Raw genomic sequence first — 25796 nt, forward strand, 5'->3', positions numbered from 1 at the left:
TTTATTAATTATGTAAGCAACTACCATATGAATGATTTTATCAATTCAATACAAGAAGAATTACAAATTTTAAAAGAAAAAAGAAATTTCCGTTCCCTTCCTCAACTTATTCACGACAAGGGTGAAGTAGTCGTGAACGGACAGCGAATGCTGAACCTCTCTTCCAATGACTATTTGGGCCTGGCGAATGACCTGTCCCTAAGAAATGAGTTTTTAGAAACTTTGACTCCTCAAACATTTCTGCCAACTTCTTCTTCTTCACGTCTACTGACAGGCAATTTCACAGCCTATCAAGAATTGGAACAACAATTAGCAGATATATTCGGTACGGAAAGTGCATTAGTATTCAATAGCGGTTATCATGCAAATACCGGAATTCTTCCGGCTGTCAGTGATATCCATACACTGCTCTTGGCAGACAAGTTGGTTCACGCCAGCCTGATAGATGGTATCCGTCTATCAGCTGCAAAGTGTATCCGGTATCGGCACAACGACTTATCACAATTGAAAAGATTAATAGAAGAAAATCACAATCACTTTGATAAAATCATCATCGTCACCGAAAGTATCTTTAGTATGGACGGTGACGAAGCTGATCTTTCAACTTTAGTCAAGTTCAAACAAAACTATTCGAATGTCCTATTATATGTCGATGAAGCTCACGCTTTTGGTGTACGCGGAGAAAAAGGGTTAGGCTGTGCCGAAGAACAAAACTGTATAAACGATATAGATTTTCTGGTTGGAACTTTCGGAAAAGCAATCGCTTCTGCAGGTGCTTATGTCGCTTGTCGCAGTGTGATACGCGATTACCTCATCAACAAGATGAGGACATTTATTTTCACAACAGCCCTTCCACCTGTCAATGTGCAATGGACTTCTTTTATTTTAGAACGCTTATCAAGTTTTCAGGAAAAGAGGCAACATTTACTACGGATTAGCCGAAAACTTAAAGAAGTTCTCACTTGCAAAGGATATGTTTGCCCTTCTGTCAGCCACATTGTACCTATGGTGGTAGGCGACAGCAAAGACACTATTCTTAAAGCAGAAGAACTTCAACGAAAAGGATTTTATGCTTTGCCTGTTCGTCCGCCAACAGTTCCTGAAGGAACTTCCCGCATCCGTTTCTCATTAACAGCAGATATCACTGAAAAAGAAATTGATGAATTAATAAATTCTATTCTAAACAAATGATACAGGAATTTTTAATCAAGAATAGTCATCCACACCTGATTCTCTTCTTCGCAGGGTGGGGAATGGACGAAACGCCATTTCAACAAATTCATTCCAATGATTGTGATTTGATGATCTGTTATGACTACCGTTCATTGAATTTTGACGATACTCTTATTCAAAAATACTCTCATATCACACTGATTGCCTGGTCAATGGGAGTATGGGTAGCCTCACAGATTATGCAACGATTTCCCCATCTACCGATTGTCCATAGTATTGTTCTCAACGGCACACTTTATCCGATAGACGACACACGAGGTATTGCACACTCAATTTTTGAAGGAACACTTCAAGGCTTAAATGAACAGACACTACTTAAATTCCAAAGGAGAATGTGCGGTTCAGCGGTTGAATATAAAGAGTTTCTATCAGTAGCCCCACGACGCCCTGTTGAAGAACTAAAAGATGAACTAGCTGCCATTCAATGTTTGTATCTGGCTTTACCTCCTTCTTCATTCATTTGGCAGAAAGTTGTCATTGGAAAGAATGATCGTATTTTCCTTCCGGAAAATCAATGGCAGGCATGGAAAGACAAAGTAGATATGATAGAAGAAACAGATGCAGCACACTATCAGAAAGAGCTTTTTAACTTACCATTAAAACATTTATTTTCAACGGACTAGTAGTAACGAACGAGTCATTTAACTATTGAGATATTGGCTATTAATAGTTGAGAAATAGACTATTAATAGCTTGGAAATGAAGTATTAATAGTTGAGACATAAGCTATTAATACTCAACAAATGGATAAATAATTAACCTTCCCAAGCCTAAGAAAACCACTTGTGGAAGTAAAGTATAATATTGCAAATCAAGCGTGAAACTTTAATTATTGCTCATGAATAAATCATTGATTGCCGAACGCTTCTCTAAAGCCATCACCACCTATTCCGAGGAAGCAAATGTACAAAGACAAATTGCCGACAAGATGATCCGCCTTCTTCAAGAACACTTGTCCGCTCCTTGCCCAAATGTCATTGAATTCGGCTGTGGAACAGGAATTTATTCCCGTATGTTGCTCCAAAGTCTTCGTCCAAAATCTCTGGTGTTGAATGACCTTTGCGAAGAGATGAAATATTGCTGCGAAGATTTATTAAAAGAACATCAAGTTGCCTTTCTTCCGGGAGATGCAGAAAATATCTTTTTTCCTAATAGTAGTTCATTAATCACTTCCTGCTCTGCCTTGCAATGGTTCGAATCTCCCGAAAAGTTCTTTCAGAGATGCAACAACTTACTCAACGAAGACGGCTATTTTGCTTTCAGCACATTTGGAAAAGACAATATGAAAGAAGTTAGGGAACTCACTGGAAACGGACTCCCTTATCGTTCACGAAAAGAGTTAGAAGCAGCTTTATCTCCTCACTTTGATATCTTATATTCAGAAGAAGAAATTATCCCTCTCCGCTTCGAGAATCCAATGAAAGTGCTCTATCATCTGAAACAAACCGGTGTAACCGGACTGTCAGCACCTGTTTCCTTACATACGGAACAAGATCATAAGGCAAAAGAACATCTCTGGACCCGTCGTGATCTATACCACTTTTGTGAACGTTACACCCAAAAGTTCAGTCAAGGTAGTACAGTATCTCTAACATATCATCCAATTTATATTATAGCAAAGAAAAAAAGAGTATGAAACAGAATGTATATTTTGTAAGCGGTATCGATACCGATGCCGGTAAAAGTTATGCCACCGGTTTTCTGGCACGTGAATGGAATAATAGCGGAAAGAAAACCATCACACAAAAGTTTATCCAAACCGGCAATGTAGGGCATTCCGAAGACATCGACCTGCACCGCCGCATCATGGGAATCCCTTTTACACAAGAAGACAAGAAAGGACTAACCATGCCGGAAATCTTTTCTTACCCGGCCTCTCCCCATCTCGCCGCCCGTCTGGACAACCGCCCCATCGACTTCGACAAAATCAAACGTTCCACACAAGAATTGAGTGAACGCTATGATTATGTACTACTTGAAGGAGCGGGTGGTCTTATGGTACCTCTTACAACAGAACTCCTGACTATCGACTACATCGCTCAAGAACAGTATCCGCTGATCTTTGTCACTTCCGGTAAATTGGGTAGTATTAATCATACGCTTCTAAGTTTGGAAGCTATACAAAGACGTGGCATTACACTAGATACTGTACTTTATAATTTATATCCGACTGTAGAAGATAAAACAATTCAAAATGATACCATGGAATTCATTCGTACTTATTTGAAAAAGAACTTTCCAGGTACTAAATTTCTTTTAGTACCTGAGATATCTGAAATTTAAAGACTAAATTGTACATTATCAAAGAATCTCTTCTATTAGTATAAGAAGAGATTCTTTCTACATATTATATCCTCTACCAGATACATAATAGATCGATGAGGGACTGAAATATAAAGAGTTAATATGCTATTCTCCAGAAATCTATGTGATTAATATTGTGTAATTTAACAATTTCAGTTTTTCCATTAAAATCCTACCTGTCGTTGCTGTTCAGCATTATAACGATCTCCGACAACCGGAATGGCAACAATCGCATCTTCTAGTTCTTTCCATTCTTCAGTGGATAATGTTAAATCGAGGGTACGTAAATTCTCTTCCAGATGCGAAAGTTTCGTCGTTCCGGGAATCGGTACAATCCATGGTGCCTTCTGCAACAACCAACCTAGCGCTACCTGCGCAGAAGTCATACCTCGCATACGACCAAAGTTTTGCAGCACATTCACGATTCGGGTATTCATTCTCATTGCTTCCGGTTGGAAACGTGGCAGAGTCTGACGGTTATCATTGTTCGGATCAAAAACCGTATATTCGTTTGTCCGAAGTTACGAAAAGAGTGTAATTTATTGGAAATGAGCATTGGGTAATCGCTCATAATAGTAATAGGTTACGAATTAGTTAGTTATCTACTGCATTATTCTTCTGTGCGTTGCGTAACCTTCAAAGAACTCTTCGTATGCAAAAGTAACAATAAAACGGGAGATTTAGAAATGAATCTCCTGATTTTTCTTCTCACACAAGTTTTTCCGTAAAAGCGATTTTATCCGTCAGCACACCATCGCCCAAAAAGATTTTGAACGAACGTGTGCCGACTGCCGCATAAGCGGAGAAAAGGGCTTTGCCTCATGCCTAAACAATAGTTTAGACTGATGAGACAAGGCCCCTTTCTTTTGTGCTTATGCCAAAGAGGTGCTTTTACGGGGTTTTGACGATTTTTCTTTTTTCGTTGTCCTTTTGAGCCGGAAGCGGAAAGCCGTGTATGACCGCACATTCCATAAATGGAACAAGCCGTCACTCACGGCAGACAAACCGGGAAGAATGATTTTATCCATCCGACCAAACACGTTTGGCCAAACAGATAAAAACATACTTCCTTGCCGATGGTTTGCTCAGTTTCACGCTACCGGCTATGTTCTTTTCTGTTGGGGATGTCTTTTTCACGGATTTCTCTTTTGAAGTTTTCCTGTCTAATCTGCCTCCACTTCCGTTTACCTCCATTTTCGCGCCTTTCAGTGAGCCGCATCAGGCAGTCATTTTCGTGCTGGGTGCAAAGGTAACTCCGGGATTGTACGGGAAAGCAAGGTCAAGCCTCCTGTTTTCTGGAAAAATCTCCAGCCTTTCGGGTAGTATTTTTCGTTAAAATTCTTCTATAATCTGCTGAATAGCTTAAAATGAGCGATTTATAAGTGTTCAACCTCAATAGAGGTAATGATTTGGCAATAGTCACAACTTCTGCAATATGCATATGTTTGCTTTGCCTAACAACTCTTTACAGTTGCAAAAATACAAAATAAAAATGAAACCACACTATGTTGGTGCAAAAAAACAATAGTCATAAAACAAAGATTAACTTCGCCTTATGACTATTGTTGTCCACATTAAACTTATTTATCATTTAATTGGTTCCGCATGCACATAGTATTCACTGTTTATAGGGTCTTCCCCGTCAGTTTTAAGTATCAGTACCATGCGAGAATGTTTTGTACGCCAATATGCTTTAATATCAGCATCTTCGGGTAGTGCCTTAAACGTTTTACACAGCGAAGCCTTTTCTGTTTCTTTTATAGTACTATGTGCTTCATAGTACTGGTCCATAATCTTCAACAGACCTTCTCTTTCACGTTCAAGCACGCCTAACATATATTCCTTGTCGTTTTTGTCTTTTGCTCCTTTCAGTACAATACGTAACTCTGCATACGGTTTTGTAATGTCTTCTTTGTAGGCAGTAGGTGGAGTTAGGATAAACTCACGGCTCTTGTCCAGCAAGCAATATTCTGTTAGTTCGGGGTTCTTGGAATTATACCTTACGTTATCCCAATCGTAACCAAAGAATCCATCATTCACCAAATAGAGCCTCTTTCGGGCTTGATAGACAATACGGCCATCTTTATAGCCATTGGCATAGACAATAGTATTGTCATGAGGCGTGAAGAAGTATGTGCTCCACCAATAGGAAGTATTCAAACAGTTTGTCTTACGTTCCATGATTCCAAAGCTATCTGGCATATCACGACAATCACTCGTCCAAGTAATTGAATCGTAGTAGTTGTAATAGGCATTATCTGAAGAGTTGAAACCATATTCATCGGTAAGCTCAAATGTTACAAGGCAGAAGGTCTGAAACACAGGGTCTGTGTTGTCTTTGTCGTCTTCTGCATAGTATGCCTTAATCTTAAACTTGCAGTTGTCGGGAACAGAACGGTCAATATCCGTATCATACGTGTAACTTTTCTTCATCATTTCCAAATCGGTTTCGGTCATGCGTTTATATACAATCATGCCATATATAGACTTGTAACCATTGCTGCCATCACTCGTCGCTCCCAATTTTTGTATGGTGTACATTAAGGTCTTGCCATTCGACTCGTCAAGCTTAAGAATCTGCATGTATCTGCTGTCTGTTGTCTGCTTGTTGCTGCCAAACAGTATGAAGCCTTTGTCCATGTCATAAGTCCATGATACACGACTGAAACAAAAGGCTGGCAAGGCATCACTATAAAAATAACTAAAAGCTTGCTGTGATGTCTCAAACCAAAAGTGTGTAGGGCTGCCACCAAATCTGTCTTTCCAAAATTCCTCCTTGCTCAACTTTCCGTTTTCCTGTACCTCATAAGTGGCAATACTCTCCCAACCATAGCCCTTGACCTTACTCTGTATTTCTTCTGCTGCTATTGGCTTTCTCCCTTTTAGCACACAGCACCCCTCATCATTAACAGTATAGGTTTGGTTGAATAGATTCATATCCAACTTACATTGCTCAACACTCAATTCCTCAGACTTATCGCAACTGCCAAATACAACAGTGCAAGCTACGATGAGTGCTATTAACCAAAACTTCTTAGTCATAATAATCCAAATTTAAAGATTTTACATATAGACAGATTACGGATTTTCAGTGTTTCAAATTCTGCTGTCCAAGATAACTGAGTGCAAAAATACAAAAGTATCAACGTAATAGTGCATTTTTTTATTTTTTATAACACTCAAAACATACTTTTGTGCAAATAAAGGAAGAATAAACTACACCTGACAAATCTATTTACATATTTCTATGCACTGCCTACAGTTGGTACACTCACTTTCTGCAACCGTTGGGAGCAAAATTTCTTCGCCCTCATGGTGGAGCGAGGCGTTTTGGGGTTCCCAAAACATAACCTCGCTCCCTCCTCTAAGAACAAAAGACGAGATATTTGCCTTTCGGCTTTCCATGCCCAAGGTTGCAGACCTTAATTCTCTCAATTTACGCCAAACATCAAAGCTGCCACATTGAAAGAACAAGGTCACAGACACAAGCTACTTTGTACATGGAGTTTGCAAAGGAAAAGGTGATATTTTCAGTGTGAAACTTGCCAAGTGTTTCAGTTGTGTGTTGTTGATTTCCTTTGTGAACTATGCCGAGTGTGCTGTGTGTCCTCGGTATAGTCTGCATAAATCTAATGCCATGCTAAAACACTGCGGAGGTTCGCCCAAGTGGCTGGAGGCGCAAAGCCTCCAAGAAACGTTGCTGCAACCATTTCGGAGAATAGAGCGGTTGCCAATTAATCCACAAGCACATTTTACAGCGTACCAAGTGAGGGCATGTAAAACGTTGAATTGTTGAAGATAGGTGTTATCTTTATGAGAACCAACCACTTATACCCTCAACAAACTCTCAACAAATAGCTCTACACAACAAATTACTGGGCAAAAAAGAAAGAAAGGAATGGTGTTCATGGTTTTCTCTTTTCAACATTATCTTTCTTTTGTTGAGAGATTTGTTGAGAATATGTTGAGCCGTAAATGCCTGATGTTCAATACTTCTTTCATCATATTCAACAATTCAACAAAAATAAGGGGTGTTTTGTCCGTCATTTTTATGAACAGAACTCATCCCCCTACAAGTAAGAATGTCATGCTTATGCTTCAGTACTTATTCACGACAGTACGACAGCGCCAAGCCAACAAACAAGCAAGAGGACATTCAACTAAAGGCGGTTGTTCTTCTATTGAGTTGTAGGATAATGACACTACTTTTCTCTTTTGCCCCGTACAATCTCTTGAAGATGGTGGCACGAAACCGAGCTGCCCCGTATGAGTTTATACGGAAGCAAAGGGCAACAATCATCGGAAAGCCATACAACGTTTGCCAAATGCCATTGGAAGTTTCCTGTTTCTGTTGGACTTCCGACACCGTCAATAAACCATCCTTGTATATTGACCTTATCACAGCATGGAGTTTCATGGCGGTGACATGAAGCATATCAACCAATTCACCCTCACTCATCCACAAGTCTTGCAAGTTGGACGGAATGGATAACATTCCATTTCCGTCCACGGTGATTACAGTCCTTTTCATGCCATTCCCCCCATTGTCGGCATATGCCCCTTGATTCGACTTTCAAAAGCTGATATGTCATGCTCCAATTTAGTACTTGTCACCTTTGCGTAAATTTGTGTTGTGGCGATGTCCGTATGTCCCAGTATCTTGCTTACACTCTCTATCGGCATACCGTAGTTTAAAGCCAAAACTGCGAACGAATGCCGGGAGCAATGAAATGAAATTCGCTTCTTGATGCCACACATTTTTGCCACTTTCTTTATACGCTTGTTTACCATGTCAAGTGAGCCAATATTAAACAAGTGCATATCTTTTCTCAATGGCTTGTAACGTTCAATTATCTGTATGGCTGCATCTATCAGTTTAATTTTGAATGGTACGCCTGTCTTTTGACGCTGAGAAACTATCCATGGAGACCCACTTATAATGGCAACATTGTCCTCTGTAAGATTCTTGATGTCAACGAAAGAGATACCTGTCCAACAACCAAACATAAACAAGTCTCTCGCAAAAGCAAAGTTGGGATTTTCCAACTCTATTCCTGCAAATATGTCCAATTCTTCCTCTGTCAAGAACTCACGCTCCTTGTGGTCTGGGTCAACGTGGTACATGGCAAACGGATTTCTCTGTATCTTGCCGTTGTAGTGTGCTGCCGTGACGATATGCTTCAATGGTATGGAGTATATCCAAATGGTAGATTGCGTGAGTCCAATGACATTCTTCAAATACAGACAAAAATCACGGATGAACTCCTCGGTAAGCTCATTCATGGACATATCGCTGCGCTTGTACTGAAATTTGATGAACTCGGCAACGTACTTTCTTACCGTCAGATACTTGCGGTAGGTTCGGACAGCTCGGTCTTTTCCCACGCGTTGGGCAAAGGCTGCGTTCTCCTTGTCAAAAGCTCTGAGTAATGTCTCATACTCCGTACCTATGCCTTGATATGCGTTTCTCACCATTTCAGCGGTAACGAACGCCTCACGGTCGGAAAGCCGTTGGTAATGCTTAGCGATTTGAGCCTTGATGTTATCAAGCGCAAAGTTCACCTCATTGGCTTCCTTGCTTCTGCCTTTGGCTCTGTTGCCCTTGGCATCCCATATCGCCTTGGTCACGCTCAGCTTGCAACTGAACTGTGCGATAGTTCCGTTGATTGTCACACGTCCCATGATAGGGACAATTCCGTTTCTCTCCTTGCTTCCGTTTACATAGAAGACTGTCTTGAATGTACTTCTCATAATTCCTTGCTTTTTGTTCTGTGCAAAATTAAATCATGAGAGTTGCATGGCAAATTCACAACCTGTGCAGAATTGAGAAGTAAAAACCGAAGCCGTTAAAAATGCTTATTAGAGCGTTTCTTTGAGGTAATGACTTGAAAGCGTTTCTACTTCTCAAATCCGCCATTTTCGCATTTCCTCACGAATGCCACAAAAAGCCAACGACTGCCACAACCACTTGAAACTCAAAACAAAAGCTCAAATCTGCTATTTTTTGCTTTTTTAGTCATTCTTTTTCCGAAAAACCTTGCATTCCCTAATCCCTACCTTTTTAAGCACCCGAAACGAAAACGACCGATGCGACAGAAAGACGCATTAAAAAAAATGTCGGATAAACGAGAAGCAGATAAGATAGTTTGAAACTCAACTCCCTCAGCTCTTGAATCCGCATTAAAAAACAAAAAATCAAAAACAAAACGGATATGAGAACGGCAATAGCAACAAAATTCGTGGCATGGGAAGTACCAAGTTTGGAGAACCTGCAAGGCAGCAAGGTGTACGGACTTCGCACCAAACTGAACAATGGTGAGAAATTGAGCCGAGAGGAAAAGGATTGGCTTACACGCAACGTGAACAGCAACACCTATTTCAAGAGCGCAGTACCCTTGCAAGGTTGGATGTTTGACTTTTCCGACATTCTCCGAACCTACATTGTAAAGCAGTATGGACATTGGGCGGAATACAAGGCTACCGACAAGACCGCACTCCGCAGTTTCCTATACGGCAGGATAGACAGCATCGTGGAACTTAACAAATGATACGGCTATGACAGCAACGGTAAATTTCAGACAAATGGCGCAATACATAGGGCTTGCGATATGCACCCTAATCATGCGCACCGCCTTTTGGGTGTCCGGCATCCTTTGGTACATCGTCAGAGAGATAATAAACGGAGTGTTCCGAGTGGCAATAGGGGTAATCGTGGCTATTCTTTCCGTTATCCTGTTCTTCGGCTTCATTCTTTGGTTATTCACCCTTTAATCCCTACCGACATGGCAAAGAGAAGAAGCAAGACAGTGGAGCAACAATGCAGATACTACGAGGTGGGCAACATCTTCGAGTACATGGTGGAAACATACCTCAACGGCAATATGTCCGTGTTCCGTGGACTCTACCACGAACTGAACAAGGACGCACGGAAGGACTTTATAGACTTCCTATTGAGCGAGGTTGAGCCGATTTATTGGAGGGAGATTTTGAAACATACTATTTGACAACTCATAAAAACGACAGCGATATGAAAGGAACAGACCATTTCAAGAGAACGATACAGATGTATTTGGAACAACGTGCGGAGGAAGACACGCTCTTTGCGAAGAACTACCGCAATCCAGCCAAGAACATTGACGATTGCGTAACCTACATTCTGAACTATGTGCAGAAAAGCGGTTGTAACGGCTTCACGGACGGAGAGATATACGGACAAGCAGTACACTACTATGACGAGAACGAGATTGAGGTGGGCAAGCCTATCCAATGCCAAGTGGCGGTGAACCACATTGTGGAACTCACGGCAGAGGAAAAAGCAGAAGCACGTCAGCAGGCAGTCCGCAGATACCAAGACGAGGAACTCCGCAAGTTGCAGAACCGCACCAAGCCGACAAAGGCGAAAACAGAAACCCAAGTTCAACCCTCATTATTTGATTTTGGCTTATGAAACCGAGAAACAAATTTGAAAAAGCAGTTCTTGCCCAAAGCAAGAAACTACGCCCGATAACCCCGATACAGATAAATTGGGCATTCCGTAATTGCGTGGAGCATTATGCACACCGCTTGCCGAAAGGTCGTACCACTTGTATGGATTGCGGTCATAGTTGGGTAATGACGGAGCAGACCGAGCATTGTACGTGTCCCGAATGTGGAGCAAGTTTGAAAGTCTGCCTCACCTATCAGCGCAAGGTAAGACAAAAGCAGTATTTCACAACCCTTACCACAAGCGGAGAATACCAAGTGCTACGAATGTTCTTGCTTGTCGTGGGTATGGAGAAAGGGGTTAATGCCAAGTCCTATGCCCTTGAAATCGGGCAGTATTGGTGGAATGAACAAGGGCGTAAGGCTGTTGTTGCCATTCCACGCACATTGGGATGCTACATCGACACGTTCTCATTCGCTTCTCCTTTTGCTATCCGCAATGACAATGAAGCGTACCGCCATATCTCATATTCCCCGATATATCCAAGATATAAGGTGTTGCCGACGCTCCGCAGAAACGGCTTTAACGGCAATTTCCACGACATTGTACCCACCAAACTAATACCGGCATTATTGTCGGACAGCCGTGCGGAAACGCTGTTGAAGGCAGGGCAATATCCCATGTTGCGCTACTATCTGTACCACTCTTTCAATATTGGAGAGTATTGGGCTTCAATCAAGATATGTATCCGCAACGGCTATACCATTGAGGACGGCTCAATGTGGCGTGACACCATAGACCTCCTGCGTCATTTCGGCAAGGACACAAACAGCCCGAAATACGTTTGCCCTGCCGACCTCAAAGTTGAACACGACAAGTTGGTGGCAAAGCGCAACCTGCAAAGGAAACATGAGTGGACTGAACAGCAACGCAGGAAAGCGATTGAGGACGAGAAACAATATCTGAAAGCTAAGGGCATATTCTTCGGACTTGCCTTTACCGACAGCCTTATTTGCGTCAAAGTCATAGAGAGCGTGGAAGAAATGGCAGAGGAAGGAAGGACGATGCACCATTGTGTGGGCGGTTACCACAAACGAAAAGACTCCCTTATCCTATCCGCCACCATTGACGGAAAACGAATTGAAACGATAGAGGTGTCACTAAAAACTTTTGAGGTGGTGCAGTGTCGTGGCGTATGCAACGAGAACTCCGAATACCACGACCGCATCATCGCCCTTGTGAACAAGAACGCCAACCTTATCCGCCAGCGGATGAAAGCGGCATAATATCGACATCTAACAACTAACATTATGGAAGTAAGATTTGAAAGCATGGTTTTCCTATGGGATGATAAAATCCCCACGATGTTCCTTGAATTTATGAACCTCCTCACTCTTTGTCAGAGTGAGGAGCAATTAAGGGCGAGCGTCAAGGACTTTGCCGAGAAACACGAACTTGACAAGTTCTTTTATTACGGCTTCGGCTCACATCATTTCTACCTGCACCAACGCTATACGAGTAACCCCGAAATAGTGATGCAGAACAGAGTGTTGTCAGTACATTTCTAACCATCTAAAAATAACGATTATGAGTACACGGATGACCATCAACGGAGTAAGCACCTGCACGCAAGCAGGGACAGAGAAATACGAGAAGTCCCAAACGGGTATCGGCAGACGTAAGCGGACACTTATGCAATACGACTACCGCCACACGGACGGGGAATTGTTCTCTTGTGTGAAACCCACGTTAGACGAGTGCCGAGCCGCACGGGACAAGTGGCTGACGGCAAAGGAAAGAAAGGAGGACAAGCGATGAACGAAGTTGCCTACCAAACGCTGATAGTCAAGTTCAGCGAGCCAATCAAGGCATTGGACGGAATGTTTGATGATGCCGAAGCATGGGGAGTTGATACCCTGAAGGGGTGGATAGACAACTATGAAAGTAGCAGGTTTACTGCCATTGACAGCCATACGGCAGTCATAACGAGCGAGTATAACATGGAGTGGCTGAAAGAGTGGCTGGAAAGATGCACACCCATAGCCGAGAAAACTGAATTTTGAACGTTGTGGCGGTGTCCGCACCGCCACAACATAACGCCTAAAATACAACGAATATGATAGCGAAGACAATTTTGGAGCAGATAGGTGGCAGACGCTTTGCCACCATGACGGGAAGCAAAGACTTCATAGACATGGGCAACGGCTTACGCATGAGCCTTGCGAGGAACAAGACGAGTGCCAACCGCCTTGACATCATCTATGATGCAGGGGCAGACCTCTACAATATGCGCTTCTACCGCAGGACGTTCAGCAAAAAGACATTCGAGTGCAAGACGAAAGACATAGAAACGCACGAGGGGATATATTGCGATATGCTGGAGGAAATGTTCACGATGGTGACGGGGCTTTACACCCGTTTTTGAACGATGGGCGGCGAAAGCCGCCTACTTTCTTTCAGTGAGCATGATGGCGGACAAAGAAAGTAGCAAAGAAACCTTTGTTCCAATCTTCGATAAAATTCTTATTTGAATATGTAAAATTAGCCATAAAAGGCTAATTTTGCATTGTTATTTTTTTGTATATTAATATGAATATAGAAGATTTACAACTAATTGTAGAAACAATATATCAGCACAATCCATCTGCATATAAACGAGGAGGAGATGTTGAGTTGTTGAATTCTCATATAAAAGCGATGCAACATCTGAAAGAGGTCAATAAAATACATTATAAAGAATATAATTTGACTGATTTAGAAGCATTAAGTATCGTCATCCTTGAAGGCTTTGGTAGTTCTCGGTTCATACAAGAACCTCTGTATAATAGGCGTAAATTGAATGCCTTAACAGAAGTTTTAATCCAAAACTTAGATAGTGCATTAAGAAAAGCTCCTAAAAATACTCACCCTGTGTTATATGCCAATGATGGTTTTATGCGTGGTAATAATAGGATTGGAGATATTTTTACCGTAAATGGCTTTTTTACGACATCAATAGATGATTTTGATAATGCTCATTCTATAAAATGGATAATTGAGCCTTTACCGGAAGGTCAAACAAAAGCTCATGAAATATATAAAATATATAATCATGGAGAGGATTGTCCGTATCCTGAATATCAAGTGGAATTTGAAAGAGGAACAAAATTTGAGATAACTGACATAAAGAAAGGCAAAGAATATAATGTAGTTCATATAAAAGAACTGCCATCTCAAACTATCTGATAGCAGCAATATATTAGAAAATCCGATGAAGTTGCGGCTTCATCGGATTTTCTTTTGTCAGGTACTTATTATTTATGGTACATACAACAGTGCAAACTCCGCCTTTCTCCGTTTGAGCAGCATGGCGTGCCGTTTCCCCTTGTAGTTGCAGAAAGCGATATACTCCCGATAGATGTTCCTGTCGCCCGCCTCCAACTTTCGGATCAGCGTGCTTTTGGGAATCTTTCCGCTACCCAAAAGTCGATATGGACCGACATTGTAGGCGAGCGTGGCAAGCAGAAGCGAATCCTTCCCGAACTGCTGGAACATCGCGCAGAACTTCCGCAGGTCTTTTCGCAGAAGCGCGTCCGCCTGCCGCTTCGTCATGGTGCGTGCCGAATACCTTTCCCCCGGCTGCAACCGATGTCCATATCCTACATACGGGTGATGTTTTTCCGAATGCCAGCCCTCAAAATACTTCGTGCATCGCACCGCCCTCTCGAAAAGCGGCAGCCGGTAGATAGCCGCCTGCCCGTCCGTTCCCTCATGGCGTCTGTTCCGTGCGGACACGGAACAGACCGCCAGAAGCGAACAGAGGATAGCCATGAATACACGCATCATCGTGTAAGGGGCTTGAAGTTCCCGATGGGGACAACAGTGATAACCCCGTCATCCTTCACGTTTCGGTTGTTGAAGTCAAATTCCAACTCGTAGGAGTTGCTGAAATTGTCCTCCACTACCACGATGAAGTTGTGCGCTTCCTCACCCGCCGCCGTGTAGTACAGCCGGAACTTCTCGTTTTCGAGCAGGTAGCGGTCATTGGGCAGGAACGTGATTCCGTTGTCCATTTTCAGCGTGCCTTCCCCCTCGAACTGGAAATACCGGATGGTGTAGAGGGTGTTGGCGAAGTCGCCCGTCTTTTTCAGCTCACAGCGGATTTCAACCGTCTGCCCCTTCGTCACCTTGTTCGGCACGGGCATGGTTTCCACCGTGAAGGGATAGGATTGCTGTATGTCCATGTCGTCGTCACACGATACGAGCGTGAGCGACACGGCAGCGAACAGGCAGAGTGCCAACGTCTTGAAGATTGATATTCTCTTGTTTTTGTTGTTCAGTATGTTCATTGTCATTTGATTTTTAAGTTATTGTTCTTTTTTGGTTGTCAGTTGCAGATACTCGTTCAAGTCCTTGCAACCGTCATAGAGAGCGGAACGGTCATAGACACGTTCTCCATAATGTCCTTTCAGCGTTTTCAACGTGCGCCGTCCGGCTGCGTCATGGTCGAGATAACAGTCTATGCACCCGTAGCCGTCCAGATACCTCATTGCCTTTTCCACGTTGGCAACAGAGTTCAATACGAGGCACTCACCCTTTTCCAATCCGAACGTGGCAGCAGAAAGAAAGTCCATGAAGCCTTCAAAAACGCTGCACACGTCAGCCGGAGAGCCTTCCGCCTTGACCAGCGACACATCTTTCGGAGGCACGCATCCTTTGAAGAAGCGGCTGCGGATCTCATATCCACCCGCCACGTTCGGGAAACCGACGGCAAAATATCGTTTGCCACGCACACAGTAATTCAGTCGGCAGCAGTAGCGTGATGCGACAACGTAAGGAATGCTCCGTTCCGCCAGATAGTCTGTCAGTGGAGAACGAAGCAGAGGGACGGCTTCCACTCCCTCAAAGGCAGGTTCTGTCTGCTTCGGAATGTAGGTCGGTTTGTCAAACTCTGCAATCTGCATATTAGAGGTTCCCGCTATAAACTTCACTTGTTCCATGAAGTCGCCACTTCCGATAAACTCCCCGGCAAGCGTGAAGATGTCACCACCTTTGCCCAGACCGAAGTCGTACCAGAGCTGTTTCGCCACGTTCACACGGAAAGAGGGCGTGCGCTCGCCCCTATACGGGGCGATATACCACAGCTCGTTACCGCTCCTTCTGACAGGCTCATGCCCCAGCCGTGCGAGAAAAACCGCAATGGGCATTTGTCTGATGATGTCTATTTCCGTCCGTTCCATGTCCGTGTCAGTTGATGATGAACTTGATTCCGACCCCGAACTGCGTATGAAACTTCCTCGTGTCGCCACCCCACAGGCAACGCTCCCGGAGGTTGGCGAGCAGGGCGATACGGTCTGCCACGTAAAACTCCACATCGAGCGTCAGCGCACCGCCGTAGATGAAGGCGTCCCGGTCATGGAGCGTGGAGCCGTCATGCAGTACCTTTTCGCCCCAGTTCACCGATTCATATCCGGCAAGAGCCGAAGCACCTGCATAGACGAACACGATTTTACGGGCATCGGAAAGTATCTTGAAGTCGTATCCGCCCTCCGCCGTGAACTGCGCCACGGGTATCTTTCCGTCCTTGTAAGGGTTGTTCTTCAACAGATATTCGCCGCCGAACACCCATTTGTTCCCCTTTTTCGTGTAGGTGGAGAGAGCCGCCCCGAAACTGTACCCGCCGTCGTTGCCGCCGGGATTGAAGCGGTCCGCCATGTTCGCCCTGACCTCGATGCCCTGCATCTTCGGCAGGCATCGCTGGGCGTGCGCTTGCCCCGTAAACAGGGCAAGCGACGCGATGATTATTGCGATGTACTTTCTCATGGTCAGCGCACTTGAAGTTCGTTGATGGTATTGGCACGTACCAAGTCCTCGTTCTCAATCACGAAAGACTGGTGACGCCCCCCGTTCTTCTCGTTGAGTTCCACCACGAGGCATTTATCGTCGGGGATAGTGAACTTCGCCATCGTGAACACCGTGCGCTCGCTCTTCTTGCCCGGCACGAGTGTGGCGTAATTCTGCGCACGGAGCGGCAGGATGATCTGCTCCTGCACGGCGGTACGCTTCGCCACCTTCTTGTCCACGATTTTCCATGTGATGTAGTCCACATCGAAAGGCACATTGCTCTGGTTCTTTATCTCCGTGTGGAAATAGAGCAAACCATTATGCGTGTAGATACCTTTCAGCAGATACTGGATACCGAATCGCTTGCAGCCGATGTGCTTCACCTCGCGCTTGTTCTGCTTGTGGATGGACTTCATGATAAGGCGTACCAGCATCGGGCTTTCGCTGCCCAGTTCCTTCAGATAGATTTCCTGCGCATTGTTCGGGCGGTTCACCTTCTCGCCGTCATGGATGAAGTCGCACATCTCCACATTGAGCAGCAACGGTTCGGAGGCATATTTCACGTTGAAGGTATAGAAACTCCCGTCCTCCGTTATCACGGACATATTGGTTTCGTTCGGGAAGTTCCTCACGGTAGCCTTCACGCGGATGACGTTCTCCGCTCCGTCGGCTTTGCCCGCAATCAGGTCGGGCGAACCTAAATCGACGTAACGAACCTCCGAGGGGAAAATGACGTGGACGGTCTTGTCGTAGGTCACTTCCAAGCCGTGCGGAGGGACCATGCGGTCAAAGGTCAGCTTCTTTGTCAGCCCGTGATACAGGTCGCCGTCCGCCTCCTTCTGCGGATAGACCTCCTTTGTCAAGGTCGGTTGTTCACTTCCGTTGTCCTTTCCAACGGTTACGTTCTCCTGCGCGTTGGCAGTTACGATGCCCATAGCGAGGGCAAACATGATGATTACTTTTCTCATTACTTTGGATTTTAGTGGTAAATAAAAATTGGATTGTTGTTACTTTTTCTGTTTTCAATTCCTGTCCTGATAGAGCATTACCTTATACCCGGCTTTCAGATGCACCTTGACGGTACGCATCTTCTTGGCGATATACTGGCTTGTGCCTTGTATCAGCCCCTTGCCCAAATCGGAGGCAAGCTGCGCCCCTGCGTTGGTGGAGATATTGATGCTGCTGCCCAGCGAGCCGCCCATGTTGGCGGCAACCTCCCTGACGGCATTCATTTCCATCGAGTTGGGAATAAAGATACCGGGTTGCCCGTCCGTGTCATACACCGCCAGCTCCACCGGAATGATAGTGCCGTCATATTCCAACGACGTGATTCCTATGTCAAGCCGTTCGCCCTGAATCTTTGCTGTGCCTACCACCACCGCATTGCGGGGGATGATTTTGTCCGCTACCTCCATCGGCTCCAGCAGCCGGAGTTTGACAGCTTGCCCGTCGGTCACGCTCTGCGCCCCATAGACACACGCCGATATGGTGTTCTTGTCTGATACGGTCGTGACGCCCACCGCCGTATTGAAACTGCGGTTACGCTCCTGCGAGAAGGAGGCGACAAACTCGGCGTTGCTCATCGGCTGTGAGAGCGAGGATACCACCTGATGCGTCACCTGCCTGACAGGTGCAGCCGTGTTCTTTCCGGTTTTCTGCACAGGGTAAGGTTCCGCCGCCTGTCCGACAGGTGGCTGTGTGCCGTTCTGTCCGCCCATATACTTCGCCGCCAGCTCGTAGGACTTCTCCATGAGTGCCACTTGGTCATCCATAGCGGACGCCTTGCCTTTCTCGCTCTCCAGTTCCGATTCCAGCGAGGCGATACGCTCCAACAATTCGTCCATTTCCGCGTTGTCGTTCTTCGGTTGCTCATAGAAGTTGCCGAGCGTGGCATTGAGGTCGCGGTAGGCGGCTGCGGAGGATTGGATGGTTTTCGGAGCGGATGATTTTGCTGTTGCATCTTCCGCATTTCCGGGATTGGCAAGGTCGAAGTCCCTACCACCGTCCGTTTCCACCACCTCGCGGTCGAACATATCGCCCAGTTCCTGCATGGCGCGGCTGCGGTTCTCCTGCCGTTCCTCCATCGCCCCCTGTTCGTAGGCTTTCGCCTTGTCGCCGATGATCTGACGGTTCGCCTTGTCCGCGTCGGGCATTTCGATGTTGTAACCTCCCGTCCCCGGTTGCTGCTCCTTGTCGGAAGACGGGGCGAATATCAGCCACATAGCCCCGATAAATACCAGTACCATAGTGGGCAGCACTATCATTTTCTGACGTTTCAGCCTTTGGGCTTCGGTCAGCGGCTTGCGCTCCTTGGCTTTGCCTTCCTCCTTCGCGCCTTGGCCATTCAAGCAGGCTTGATGGCTCTCGGCTTGGCGTTGGTTCTTCGGTTTCCCGTTGTCGGGAGCCGCCTTGTTCTCGTTTTTAGGTTCATTCTTCGTCTGTTCCATATAAATAAGGTATTACATTATGATTGTTGTCCGGCTTTACGGACAGTTCCACTTGTCCGGCATGGTCTGTCACCATACGGCTGCCGTCATTCCTGCCGATGTCATAAACGGCTTTGCCGAAGGTGTAAATGGCAAGCACCGCGAAGGCGGCGAGCATCGCCAGCACGATGCGCCTGCGAGTCTTCGGGGGCAAACCGTCCAGATAGCCTTTGAGCCTTGCCACCAGCATTTTCTTTTTGTCGTGGAGTTTCCAGTACGCACGCCAAAATGATTTCCTGATTTTCTTCATGTCCGTTACCTTTTGATGGTTTGTAAATCCTTGTTCTCGATGATGGTGAATCCCTCGATGGTGAAACCGTTGGGATTGTCGTCCGAACGGGACGAGTTCAAGAGGCGGCACGTCGTCACGAGGCTGCGCTCGGTGACGTTGCTTTGTCTGATGATCTTCTGCGTGGCGTAGGTCACGGCACGGTAGGGATAGCCGTTGAAATCGCATACCACGCTGTCCACCTTCAGCACTTGGTTGATATTCCCGGCGATGATACGGTTGTAGTACCCCTTCTCGGCGAAGTCCGAATAGTAGTTGTACACGCTTTTGTCCGCTAATAGCAGGGCGCGTTTCACATTATGCTCTATCGCGCTCTTTTCGGGCGAGAGCGTGAAGAACAGCTCGTGGAAGCGGCGCACGTGTTCCCTTGCCTCCGCCGGACGGTTCTGCGACAAGTCCTGCGAGAGAGCCAGCATCAGCGACTTGCCGTTGTCCAGCACGTAAATCTTTTCCCGTTGTCGCTCAGCGAAGCGGTAGGAACTCCACACGCTCCATACCGTTATCACGGCGCACAGCGAGAGGAAGACGATACCGAACAGGCGTATCTGCCTGAACGATGATTCGATGTTTTTGAGTGACTTAAATTCCATTGTTGTTTATTCGTTTTTAATTGTCAGTTGATTATTTCAGCAGTTTCCCGGCACGTCCGACCACGTTTCCTGCGGCTGCACCCGCCACGCTGCCCGCCATGCTTCCGGCTCGTCCTGCCGTCTGGTTCACGTTGCGACCGTAGCTTCCCATGCCTCCGGCTTGGATAATCCAGCCTGCCACCGTCGGGATGGTGAAGTAACCGATGATGCCGATTATCATGAAGACGATATACACCCCGTCGCTCGAATCCAGCGAAAAGTTCGGGTCAGCCTGCATCCGTTCGATGTCGCTTTGCAGCATCAGCACTTGGATTTTCGCCAGTATGGTGCTGAACATATCCGACACGGGCAGCCACAGATAGACCTGTATGTAGCGGCATATCCATTGCGTGAGCGTGCTTTGGAAGCCGTCCCATACCGATATGGCGAAGGCTATCGGACCGAGTATCGCCAGCACCACGAGGAAGAACGTGCGGATGGTGTCTATCACGAGTGCGGCGGCTTGGAACATCAGTTCCAATATCTCGCGGAAGAAGTCGCGGATGCCCTTCTTCATGTTGTACATCCCGCGCTCGATATACATCCCCGCCATCGTCACCATGTCGCCGGGCGACCAGCCCAGTTCCTCCAACTGTTTGTCAAACTCCTCGTTCGACACGAGGTAGGCGGTTTCGGGATTACGCATCATCGCCTCGTATTCCAGTTTATCCTTCTGCTCACGGTATCGGTTCATGTCCAGCGTTTCCGCCTCCAGCATCTTTGCCGTACCCTGCACGACGGGCGACATGATGCTGTTTATCGTACCTAATACCACCGTCGGAAAGAACATGATGCACAAGCCTATCGCAAAGGGGCGGAGCATAGGGAACACGTCTATCGGTTCGGCTCTCGCCAGCGACTGCCACACCCGGTAGGCGACGTAGAACAGCGCGCCCAGCCCGGCAATGCCTTTCGCCACACCCGCCATGTCCCCGCATAGCGGCATCATCTGCTCATAGAGCGAGCGCAGAATCTGGTGAAGGTTGTCGAAATTCATAGGCTACCAGTATCTTTCGTTCATGTTCCCGTACAGCCCCATGATGCGGTCGAGGTCGTTCTTCTTCTTCGCACGCAGGTAGCTCACGCTGATGTTCTTGTTGGTGTAGTAGCTCACGAGGTTGCGGTAACGCTTCATCTTGGAGTAACAGCGTTCCACCACATCCATGCGCTCCTTGTCCGTCATGGAGAGCGTGGTGATGTTCACCACGTTCTTCAGTTCCGTCAGCACGTCGTTGGATTCCTCCAACAGCTTGGTGTAGCCAAAGGCGATGGCTCCCAGTTCCTCCACCGTGAAGTTGTCGTCACGCATCATCTTCTGGAAGCTGGTCACATAGGTGTCGGTGATGTCACCCACCATCAGGATGGTCTGCTGCACCTTCCGGGCGTCCTTTACCAGATTGTTCACGGATTTGAGCGCGTCGTAATACTTCTTGCCCTGCTCGTAAATCTTCACCGTCTCTTGAAAATTTTTTATCATATTCTGGGCGGTCGTGGAAGTGTGTACCACGTTCTTCGAGGTGTTCACGATGCTCTGCGCGATGTTGGACGGGTCTATCACCGCCCACTGTGCGCTTGCCCTGCCGACTGCAAACAGGCACAGGCAGATAATAAGTGTTATTCTTGTTCTCATGTTACTTTGGATTTTAGTGGATTTCATTATTTATTGCTTGCCTATCGGATGGTCCGGTTTCGGGTTCACGCGCACATAGTCCCCGTTGGGCGAGAAGGTCAGGATGTCCGTTGCTTCGTTGTAGGACACGTCGATACGGAAGCCGGTGTTCATGAACAGGTTGCCGTTCTCTTCCTGCAAGAGATAGGTTTCCGGCTTCAGTTTGCGGCGCAGCCCGCTACGCTTGAACACCGTCACCTTATAGGCTTCGCCCTCCTTGTAGATAAGCACGTCGGGCTTGCCCTCTACGCTTTCCCAGTTTCCGCAAAGCAGGTCACGGCGGTTGTCCGCTACATCGCAGGATTGCAACACCATGACCGCCAGCCCGATTAAACACTTGCTGACTTGCAGCATTTTCGTTCTTGATATACTCATACGCATTTTCTTTTTTAGTTGATGAATCTGTTTTTACTTATTGCCTATTCCTTGTTTCTCCGTCTTTCGGCAAGCTGCCGGATGGCGGCTTCAATGTCGCCGCCCAGCTGCTCCGCCAGACGGTACACCTCTACTTTTTCCGTTTCTTCGGTGGTGTACGCCAGATACTCTTCAGCACTAACTTCGGTGGCATAGACCGCCGACTGCGTGCCGCCCAGTCCTATCCACACTTCCTTGTAGAGCCTTGACGGGTTGTTCGCCATGTTGATGGAGAGTATCTGCGACTTCTCCTTCTCCGTCAGACCCAACAGGGACTGTATGGCATCAAACTTGTTCATGTACTTCCGCTGGTCGAGAAGGATTTTGCAATCGGAGTTGTTGATGATGCTTTCCTTGACCACGGGCGAGGAAATGATGTCGTCCACCTCCTGCGTCACCACGATTGCCTCCCCGTAATACTTGCGCACGGTCTTGTACATATAGCGCAGGTATTCAGCCATGTTCGCCGAAGACAACGCCTTCCAAGCCTCTTCCACAATCAGTTGTTTCCTTACGCCTTTCAGACGGCGCATCTTGTTGATGAAGGCTTCCATGATGATGATGGTCACGACCGGGAAAAGCTCGCGATTCTCCTTAATACTGTCAATCTCGAAGACGATGAACCGCTTGCCGAGCAGGTCGATGTTCTCCGTGGAGTTGAGCAGGAAGTCGTAGCGTCCGCCCCGGTAATACTGCCGCATGGTGGTGAGCATATTGTCGATGTTGAAGTCTGACTTCTCCACCTTTATCTCACGTTCCGCCAGTTCGCGGCGGTAGTCGTCGCGCATATACTCGTAGAAGGTGTTGAACGAGGGAACGATGCTCCGGTCAGCCCTGATACGCTCGATGTAGGCGTTCACCGCACTGCCCAGTTCGCCGCTTTCCGTCTTCGTCACTTTGTCATCCTCCGACTTCCAGAGCGTCAGCAGCAATGTCTTGATGCTGTCCTTCTTCTCCACGTCGAACACGTAATCATCGGTGTAGAACGGGTTGAACGAAATCGGTTTCTCCTCCGTGTAGGTGAAATACACGCCATCCGCCCCGTTTGTCTTGCGCCGGATCATCTCGCACAAGCCCTGATAGGAGTTTCCCGTGTCCACTAATACCACGTGCGTACCTTGCTCGTAGTATTGCCTCACGAGGTGGTTCATGAAAAACGACTTGCCACTGCCCGAAGGACCCAACACGAACTTGTTGCGGTTGGTCGTGATGCCCCGCTTCATCGGCAGGTCGCTGATGTCGAGGTGCAACGGTTTTCCCGTAAGCCTGTCCACCATCTTGATGCCGAAGGGCGAGAGCGAACTGCGGTAGTTGGTTTCCTCCGTGAAGAGGCACACCGCCTGCTCAATGAAGGTGTGGAAACTCTCTTCCGCCGGGAAGTCCGCCGCGTTGCCGGGCATCGCCGCCCAGTAGAGCGTCGGGCAGTCGATAGTGTTGTGGCGGGGGACGCACTCCATGCTGGCAAGCTGGCTGCCCACATCGTTCTTGATATGCTTCAGTTCCTCCGCGTCATCGCTCCACGCCATGACGTTGAAGTGCGCCCGTACCGAGGTCAGCCCGTAGGAATGGGCTTCGTTCAGGTACTGGTCTATCCACTCGCGGTTGATGCTGTTGCTCCGGCTGTATCGGGAGAGCGACTGCATATTCCTCGCGGACTTCTCGAATTTCTGCAAATTTTCCTCGCTGTTGTCGATAATCACATACTGGTTGTAGATGTGGTTACAGGAAAGCAGCAGCCCCACGGGGGAGGCGAAGGAGAGGCGGCAGTCCGAACGGTCGGTGGAGAGTTTCTCGTAGCGGATGTCGGTAGCCACCTTTCCGGGCATATCCTCCGCGTTGGAGAGGGTGTGCAGGCACAGGCGGTTGTCACCGATGCGCATTTCCCTTGCCGAGAGGTCGATGTCCTGCAAGGCCGTGTCGCCTTCGGGCATGAGCGAGAAGTAACGCTCTATCAGCCCAGCGGACTTCTCCGTCCCGACAAGCTCGTCGGTGGAGAGGCGGCGCAGCCTGACAAAGCCGCTGTCGTTCATGATGCGCTCGAACTGTTCGGCGGCTTCCATGAACTTCCCGGCGGTTTCCCTGTCCAGCTCCTTCGGGATGATATGTCCCCGGCACAGCGTACTGAAGTTGCTCTGCATCCGGTTACGTTCCTTCGTCGTCTTGGTCAGGTAGAGATAGCAGGAGTGTTTCAGGTACGGACGCTCGTTGAAGTGTCGTTCAAAGGAGCGGCTCAAAAAGCTCATGTCATCCTTTTGCAGTTCCGGCTTGTAGCGTTCCTTGATGAACCAGTCCTGCTTATGCACGACGCAGAAGTCCGGCAGCACCTTGATAGCCTTGCACCAGCAGCCGTGTATTGCCTCGTACTCCGCGCCTGTCACGGTATAAAGCTCCGGCAGTTCCACCTCGAAAGCCACCGTGATGTCGGCGTCTTTGGAAATGATGCAGCCATGCTCCACCGACAGCAGGCGGGAACTTGTTTTCCAGTGTTGTCATTTTGGATGTATTTCTCATGTCGTTTCTTCCTTTCGTTTCCGTTTGAATAATCGGGTGATCCGCCGCCGGTTGATAAGGTATCGGGGATGGCTCCTTGCCGCTCCCAATTTCATCAGCCCGTGTTCGCCGTACCGGGCGTTCAGCGCGAAGGTCTGCCATACAAGGACGGAAGACGATGCCGCGCCGAAGCCGATACATACCCACTGGTCGATGCCGACCATGTAGAGGATGACGAACAGGACGAAGAGAGCCAGCAGACCTCCGCAGAAGATGAAGAGGTACTGAGCCTTCAAGCCCTTGAACTCGACCGGACGGCCGATACCCTTGTTTATCGGGTATTCAGCCATACATTGTGTATTAAAGGAAGAATGAGCGCAGGATAGTGGCAGCGACAATCAAGAAGATACAAGCCCCGAACCACGAGGCGGCGGTCTTCGAGGTGTCGGGGTCACCGGACGAGAACTTTCCGTACACTTTCACGCCGCCGATAAGCCCGACTACCGCGCCGATGGCGTAGATTAATTTCGTGCCGGGGTCGAAATACGAACTCACCATAGAGGTGGCTTCGTTGATGCCTGCCAGACCGTTTCCTTGCGCAAAGCGGAGGCGGTTGCGACAATCATAAGTGCCGCAGAGATGATGAACTTTTGTCTGATGTTCTTGTTCATAAACTGTTCTTGTTTTGTGCCGTCCAAAGGGTGGATAGTCCTTTTTAGGGCGGTTGATACTTGATTACTTTACTTTGGTTTAGTGGTTGCCCGTTTGTTTCTACGGACTTGGGTGTGTCCGTTGCGGATTGGCTGTACCTTGTACCGCCGTGTGCATGGGTGTCGTCATTTTACGTTTTCATTTCCATTCTTTTTAGCTGTTATACATAGTTTCGGAAGTCGAACTCCTCGATGTTGTCGGGAATCACGAACACCTTTTCCTTTTGTTGTGTCACGGTCATGTTCACCGTGTCCACGAAAACTGCCATCGCCTTTGCAAGCCTCTCGCTCATTGTATCATCGGTCAGGCGTTCCGTTATTCTTGT

32 protein-coding genes and 3 pseudogenes are annotated in these 25796 nt (G+C 47.2%); 15 read left to right on the plus strand and 20 right to left on the minus strand.

Translation table 11 applies throughout. The features are described 5' to 3' along the window. The first annotated feature begins 27 nt into the window (after window positions 1–27). The 4 genes from EJF25_RS16560 (at window position 28) to bioD (ending at window position 3516) form a co-directional block, all read left to right on the plus strand. On the plus strand, window positions 28–1191 hold the full coding sequence (locus EJF25_RS16560; RefSeq protein WP_125042008.1) for an 8-amino-7-oxononanoate synthase: 1164 nt from the start codon (window positions 28–30) through the stop codon (window positions 1189–1191). After that, window positions 1188–1856, plus strand: coding sequence for a DUF452 family protein (locus EJF25_RS16565; RefSeq protein ID WP_125042009.1), 669 nt, complete (start codon window positions 1188–1190; stop codon window positions 1854–1856). The genes EJF25_RS16560 and EJF25_RS16565 overlap by 4 nt, the downstream gene beginning before the upstream one ends. A 215-nt stretch (window positions 1857–2071) precedes the next feature. Next, window positions 2072–2869, plus strand: a complete 798-nt coding sequence (bioC, locus tag EJF25_RS16570; RefSeq protein WP_125042010.1) for a malonyl-ACP O-methyltransferase BioC — start codon at window positions 2072–2074, stop codon at window positions 2867–2869. Next, window positions 2866–3516, plus strand: coding sequence for a dethiobiotin synthase (gene bioD, locus EJF25_RS16575; RefSeq protein WP_125042011.1), 651 nt, complete (start codon window positions 2866–2868; stop codon window positions 3514–3516). Before bioC ends, bioD begins: the two co-directional genes overlap by 4 nt. Window positions 3517–3701: 185 nt before the next feature. Here bioD and EJF25_RS16580 read toward each other — a convergent pair. Then, window positions 3702–4049: pseudogene (locus EJF25_RS16580) on the minus strand (aldo/keto reductase); the annotation flags it as partial. Between the two features lie 360 nt (window positions 4050–4409). Beyond that, the gene (locus EJF25_RS25115; protein ID WP_004314171.1) at window positions 4410–4565 is read right to left on the minus strand and encodes a hypothetical protein; all 156 of its coding nucleotides are present in this window, start codon (window positions 4563–4565) and stop codon (window positions 4410–4412) included. Between the two features lie 14 nt (window positions 4566–4579). Between EJF25_RS25115 and EJF25_RS24935 the strand changes: the two genes are divergently transcribed. Further along, entirely contained in the window at window positions 4580–4873 is a 294-nt protein-coding gene (locus EJF25_RS24935) for a hypothetical protein (RefSeq protein WP_160119425.1), read from the plus strand. Between the two features lie 251 nt (window positions 4874–5124). On the opposite strand, the gene EJF25_RS16585 is transcribed toward EJF25_RS24935, so the two are convergent. From EJF25_RS16585 to EJF25_RS16595, 3 genes are all read right to left on the minus strand, one after another. Next, on the minus strand, window positions 5125–6579 hold the full coding sequence (locus EJF25_RS16585; protein ID WP_089545425.1) for a hypothetical protein: 1455 nt from the start codon (window positions 6577–6579) through the stop codon (window positions 5125–5127). Window positions 6580–7693: 1114 nt separating this feature from the next. Beyond that, window positions 7694–8068 (minus strand): hypothetical protein, encoded by a 375-nt coding sequence (locus tag EJF25_RS16590; RefSeq protein ID WP_038606222.1) that lies wholly within the window; start codon window positions 8066–8068, stop codon window positions 7694–7696. Then, entirely contained in the window at window positions 8065–9288 is a 1224-nt protein-coding gene (locus EJF25_RS16595) for a site-specific integrase (RefSeq protein ID WP_125042012.1), read from the minus strand. The genes EJF25_RS16590 and EJF25_RS16595 overlap by 4 nt, the downstream gene beginning before the upstream one ends. 461 nt (window positions 9289–9749) lie before the next feature. Here EJF25_RS16595 and EJF25_RS16600 point away from each other — a divergent pair, with 461 nt between their 5' ends. From EJF25_RS16600 to EJF25_RS16645, 10 genes are all read left to right on the plus strand, one after another. Beyond that, window positions 9750–10085: a hypothetical protein gene (locus EJF25_RS16600; RefSeq protein WP_004310306.1), complete on the plus strand. Its 336-nt coding sequence runs from the start codon at window positions 9750–9752 to the stop codon at window positions 10083–10085. 7 nt (window positions 10086–10092) lie between these two features. Then, a complete protein-coding gene (locus tag EJF25_RS16605) occupies window positions 10093–10308 on the plus strand; it encodes a hypothetical protein (RefSeq protein WP_005643957.1) in 216 nt (71 codons plus the stop codon). Between the two features lie 11 nt (window positions 10309–10319). Further along, window positions 10320–10541: a hypothetical protein gene (locus EJF25_RS16610; protein WP_008019901.1), complete on the plus strand. Its 222-nt coding sequence runs from the start codon at window positions 10320–10322 to the stop codon at window positions 10539–10541. A 23-nt stretch (window positions 10542–10564) separates the two neighbouring features. Then, a complete protein-coding gene (locus EJF25_RS16615) occupies window positions 10565–10984 on the plus strand; it encodes a PcfK-like family protein (protein WP_004310304.1) in 420 nt (139 codons plus the stop codon). Then, entirely contained in the window at window positions 10981–12246 is a 1266-nt protein-coding gene (locus EJF25_RS16620; RefSeq protein ID WP_008645912.1) for a PcfJ domain-containing protein, read from the plus strand. Before EJF25_RS16615 ends, EJF25_RS16620 begins: the two co-directional genes overlap by 4 nt. Window positions 12247–12270: 24 nt before the next feature. Beyond that, on the plus strand, window positions 12271–12528 hold the full coding sequence (locus tag EJF25_RS16625; protein ID WP_008645913.1) for a DUF8466 domain-containing protein: 258 nt from the start codon (window positions 12271–12273) through the stop codon (window positions 12526–12528). Window positions 12529–12547: 19 nt separating this feature from the next. Then, window positions 12548–12778: a DUF3873 domain-containing protein gene (locus tag EJF25_RS16630; RefSeq protein ID WP_008645914.1), complete on the plus strand. Its 231-nt coding sequence runs from the start codon at window positions 12548–12550 to the stop codon at window positions 12776–12778. Further along, window positions 12718–13023: a DUF6956 domain-containing protein gene (locus tag EJF25_RS16635; RefSeq protein ID WP_032567514.1), complete on the plus strand. Its 306-nt coding sequence runs from the start codon at window positions 12718–12720 to the stop codon at window positions 13021–13023. The genes EJF25_RS16630 and EJF25_RS16635 overlap by 61 nt, the downstream gene beginning before the upstream one ends. A gap of 53 nt (window positions 13024–13076) precedes the next feature. Beyond that, window positions 13077–13385 (plus strand): hypothetical protein, encoded by a 309-nt coding sequence (locus EJF25_RS16640; RefSeq protein WP_008645916.1) that lies wholly within the window; start codon window positions 13077–13079, stop codon window positions 13383–13385. Window positions 13386–13549: 164 nt separating this feature from the next. Continuing rightward, on the plus strand, window positions 13550–14185 hold the full coding sequence (locus EJF25_RS16645; RefSeq protein ID WP_008778212.1) for a hypothetical protein: 636 nt from the start codon (window positions 13550–13552) through the stop codon (window positions 14183–14185). A gap of 72 nt (window positions 14186–14257) precedes the next feature. Here EJF25_RS16645 and EJF25_RS16650 read toward each other — a convergent pair whose 3' ends face one another. The 15 genes and pseudogenes from EJF25_RS16650 to EJF25_RS16720 form a co-directional block, all read right to left on the minus strand. Next, window positions 14258–14785 carry a glycoside hydrolase family protein gene (locus EJF25_RS16650; protein WP_008645928.1) on the minus strand — a complete coding sequence of 176 codons (528 nt, stop codon included), beginning with the start codon at window positions 14783–14785 and terminating at the stop codon, window positions 14258–14260. Next, window positions 14782–15288, minus strand: coding sequence for a DUF3872 domain-containing protein (locus EJF25_RS16655; RefSeq protein ID WP_008645930.1), 507 nt, complete (start codon window positions 15286–15288; stop codon window positions 14782–14784). The genes EJF25_RS16650 and EJF25_RS16655 overlap by 4 nt, the downstream gene beginning before the upstream one ends. 18 nt (window positions 15289–15306) lie before the next feature. Continuing rightward, window positions 15307–16179 carry a toprim domain-containing protein gene (locus tag EJF25_RS16660; RefSeq protein WP_117515652.1) on the minus strand — a complete coding sequence of 291 codons (873 nt, stop codon included), beginning with the start codon at window positions 16177–16179 and terminating at the stop codon, window positions 15307–15309. Window positions 16180–16186: 7 nt separating this feature from the next. Next, a complete protein-coding gene (locus EJF25_RS16665; protein WP_008645934.1) occupies window positions 16187–16762 on the minus strand; it encodes a conjugal transfer protein TraO in 576 nt (191 codons plus the stop codon). A 2-nt stretch (window positions 16763–16764) separates the two neighbouring features. Further along, the gene (gene traN / locus EJF25_RS16670) at window positions 16765–17751 is read right to left on the minus strand and encodes a conjugative transposon protein TraN (RefSeq protein WP_008645936.1); all 987 of its coding nucleotides are present in this window, start codon (window positions 17749–17751) and stop codon (window positions 16765–16767) included. Window positions 17752–17805: 54 nt separating this feature from the next. After that, window positions 17806–19230, minus strand: a complete 1425-nt coding sequence (traM, locus tag EJF25_RS16675) for a conjugative transposon protein TraM (protein WP_125042013.1) — start codon at window positions 19228–19230, stop codon at window positions 17806–17808. Continuing rightward, on the minus strand, window positions 19211–19519 hold the full coding sequence (locus EJF25_RS16680) for a TraL conjugative transposon family protein (protein ID WP_117515646.1): 309 nt from the start codon (window positions 19517–19519) through the stop codon (window positions 19211–19213). Before EJF25_RS16680 ends, traM begins: the two co-directional genes overlap by 20 nt. A gap of 5 nt (window positions 19520–19524) precedes the next feature. Further along, window positions 19525–20148: a conjugative transposon protein TraK gene (gene traK / locus EJF25_RS16685; protein WP_004308925.1), complete on the minus strand. Its 624-nt coding sequence runs from the start codon at window positions 20146–20148 to the stop codon at window positions 19525–19527. Window positions 20149–20179: 31 nt separating this feature from the next. Then, entirely contained in the window at window positions 20180–21184 is a 1005-nt protein-coding gene (gene traJ / locus EJF25_RS16690; protein ID WP_005643924.1) for a conjugative transposon protein TraJ, read from the minus strand. A gap of 3 nt (window positions 21185–21187) precedes the next feature. Beyond that, window positions 21188–21817, minus strand: a complete 630-nt coding sequence (locus EJF25_RS16695; protein WP_004308927.1) for a DUF4141 domain-containing protein — start codon at window positions 21815–21817, stop codon at window positions 21188–21190. A 30-nt stretch (window positions 21818–21847) separates the two neighbouring features. Beyond that, complete coding sequence (locus tag EJF25_RS16700) at window positions 21848–22231, minus strand: DUF3876 domain-containing protein (protein ID WP_008645944.1); 384 nt, start codon at window positions 22229–22231, stop codon at window positions 21848–21850. A gap of 44 nt (window positions 22232–22275) precedes the next feature. Next, window positions 22276–24781: pseudogene (locus tag EJF25_RS16705) on the minus strand (TraG family conjugative transposon ATPase). Further along, on the minus strand, window positions 24778–25110 hold the full coding sequence (locus EJF25_RS16710; RefSeq protein WP_005776201.1) for a DUF4133 domain-containing protein: 333 nt from the start codon (window positions 25108–25110) through the stop codon (window positions 24778–24780). The pseudogene EJF25_RS16705 and the gene EJF25_RS16710 overlap by 4 nt, the downstream one beginning before the upstream one ends. Window positions 25111–25120: 10 nt before the next feature. Continuing rightward, the gene (locus EJF25_RS16715) at window positions 25121–25345 is read right to left on the minus strand and encodes a DUF4134 domain-containing protein (RefSeq protein ID WP_125042014.1); all 225 of its coding nucleotides are present in this window, start codon (window positions 25343–25345) and stop codon (window positions 25121–25123) included. 286 nt (window positions 25346–25631) lie between these two features. Next, window positions 25632–25796 (minus strand): annotated as a pseudogene (locus tag EJF25_RS16720) (conjugal transfer protein TraD); the annotation flags it as partial.

It is taken from the genome of Bacteroides faecalis, from assembly GCF_003865075.1.
In the GTDB taxonomy this organism is placed as follows: domain Bacteria; phylum Bacteroidota; class Bacteroidia; order Bacteroidales; family Bacteroidaceae; genus Bacteroides; species Bacteroides faecalis.

Coding starts and splice junctions, on each gene's coding strand:
- EJF25_RS16630 (WP_008645914.1), top strand. CDS start 12,548: ATGAGTACACGGATGACCATCAACGGAGTAAGCACCTGCACGCAAGCA.
- EJF25_RS16700 (WP_008645944.1), bottom strand. CDS start 22,231: ATGAGTATATCAAGAACGAAAATGCTGCAAGTCAGCAAGTGTTTAATC.
- EJF25_RS16710 (WP_005776201.1), bottom strand. CDS start 25,110: ATGGCTGAATACCCGATAAACAAGGGTATCGGCCGTCCGGTCGAGTTC.
- EJF25_RS16605 (WP_005643957.1), top strand. CDS start 10,093: ATGACAGCAACGGTAAATTTCAGACAAATGGCGCAATACATAGGGCTT.
- EJF25_RS16565 (WP_125042009.1), top strand. CDS start 1,188: ATGATACAGGAATTTTTAATCAAGAATAGTCATCCACACCTGATTCTC.
- EJF25_RS16695 (WP_004308927.1), bottom strand. CDS start 21,817: ATGAGAACAAGAATAACACTTATTATCTGCCTGTGCCTGTTTGCAGTC.
- EJF25_RS16560 (WP_125042008.1), top strand. CDS start 28: ATGAATGATTTTATCAATTCAATACAAGAAGAATTACAAATTTTAAAA.
- traN (WP_008645936.1), bottom strand. CDS start 17,751: ATGAGAAAAGTAATCATCATGTTTGCCCTCGCTATGGGCATCGTAACT.
- EJF25_RS16640 (WP_008645916.1), top strand. CDS start 13,077: ATGATAGCGAAGACAATTTTGGAGCAGATAGGTGGCAGACGCTTTGCC.
- traJ (WP_005643924.1), bottom strand. CDS start 21,184: ATGAATTTCGACAACCTTCACCAGATTCTGCGCTCGCTCTATGAGCAG.
- EJF25_RS16595 (WP_125042012.1), bottom strand. CDS start 9,288: ATGAGAAGTACATTCAAGACAGTCTTCTATGTAAACGGAAGCAAGGAG.
- EJF25_RS16655 (WP_008645930.1), bottom strand. CDS start 15,288: ATGAACATACTGAACAACAAAAACAAGAGAATATCAATCTTCAAGACG.
- EJF25_RS16645 (WP_008778212.1), top strand. CDS start 13,550: ATGAATATAGAAGATTTACAACTAATTGTAGAAACAATATATCAGCAC.
- EJF25_RS25115 (WP_004314171.1), bottom strand. CDS start 4,565: ATGGATAAAATCATTCTTCCCGGTTTGTCTGCCGTGAGTGACGGCTTG.
- EJF25_RS16620 (WP_008645912.1), top strand. CDS start 10,981: ATGAAACCGAGAAACAAATTTGAAAAAGCAGTTCTTGCCCAAAGCAAG.
- EJF25_RS16585 (WP_089545425.1), bottom strand. CDS start 6,579: ATGACTAAGAAGTTTTGGTTAATAGCACTCATCGTAGCTTGCACTGTT.
- EJF25_RS16590 (WP_038606222.1), bottom strand. CDS start 8,068: ATGAAAAGGACTGTAATCACCGTGGACGGAAATGGAATGTTATCCATT.
- EJF25_RS16615 (WP_004310304.1), top strand. CDS start 10,565: ATGAAAGGAACAGACCATTTCAAGAGAACGATACAGATGTATTTGGAA.
- traK (WP_004308925.1), bottom strand. CDS start 20,148: ATGGAATTTAAGTCACTCAAAAACATCGAATCATCGTTCAGGCAGATA.
- EJF25_RS16600 (WP_004310306.1), top strand. CDS start 9,750: ATGAGAACGGCAATAGCAACAAAATTCGTGGCATGGGAAGTACCAAGT.
- EJF25_RS16660 (WP_117515652.1), bottom strand. CDS start 16,179: ATGGAACGGACGGAAATAGACATCATCAGACAAATGCCCATTGCGGTT.
- bioC (WP_125042010.1), top strand. CDS start 2,072: ATGAATAAATCATTGATTGCCGAACGCTTCTCTAAAGCCATCACCACC.
- EJF25_RS16650 (WP_008645928.1), bottom strand. CDS start 14,785: ATGATGCGTGTATTCATGGCTATCCTCTGTTCGCTTCTGGCGGTCTGT.
- traM (WP_125042013.1), bottom strand. CDS start 19,230: ATGGAACAGACGAAGAATGAACCTAAAAACGAGAACAAGGCGGCTCCC.
- EJF25_RS16625 (WP_008645913.1), top strand. CDS start 12,271: ATGGAAGTAAGATTTGAAAGCATGGTTTTCCTATGGGATGATAAAATC.
- EJF25_RS16680 (WP_117515646.1), bottom strand. CDS start 19,519: ATGAAGAAAATCAGGAAATCATTTTGGCGTGCGTACTGGAAACTCCAC.
- EJF25_RS16610 (WP_008019901.1), top strand. CDS start 10,320: ATGGCAAAGAGAAGAAGCAAGACAGTGGAGCAACAATGCAGATACTAC.
- EJF25_RS16665 (WP_008645934.1), bottom strand. CDS start 16,762: ATGAGAAAGTACATCGCAATAATCATCGCGTCGCTTGCCCTGTTTACG.
- bioD (WP_125042011.1), top strand. CDS start 2,866: ATGAAACAGAATGTATATTTTGTAAGCGGTATCGATACCGATGCCGGT.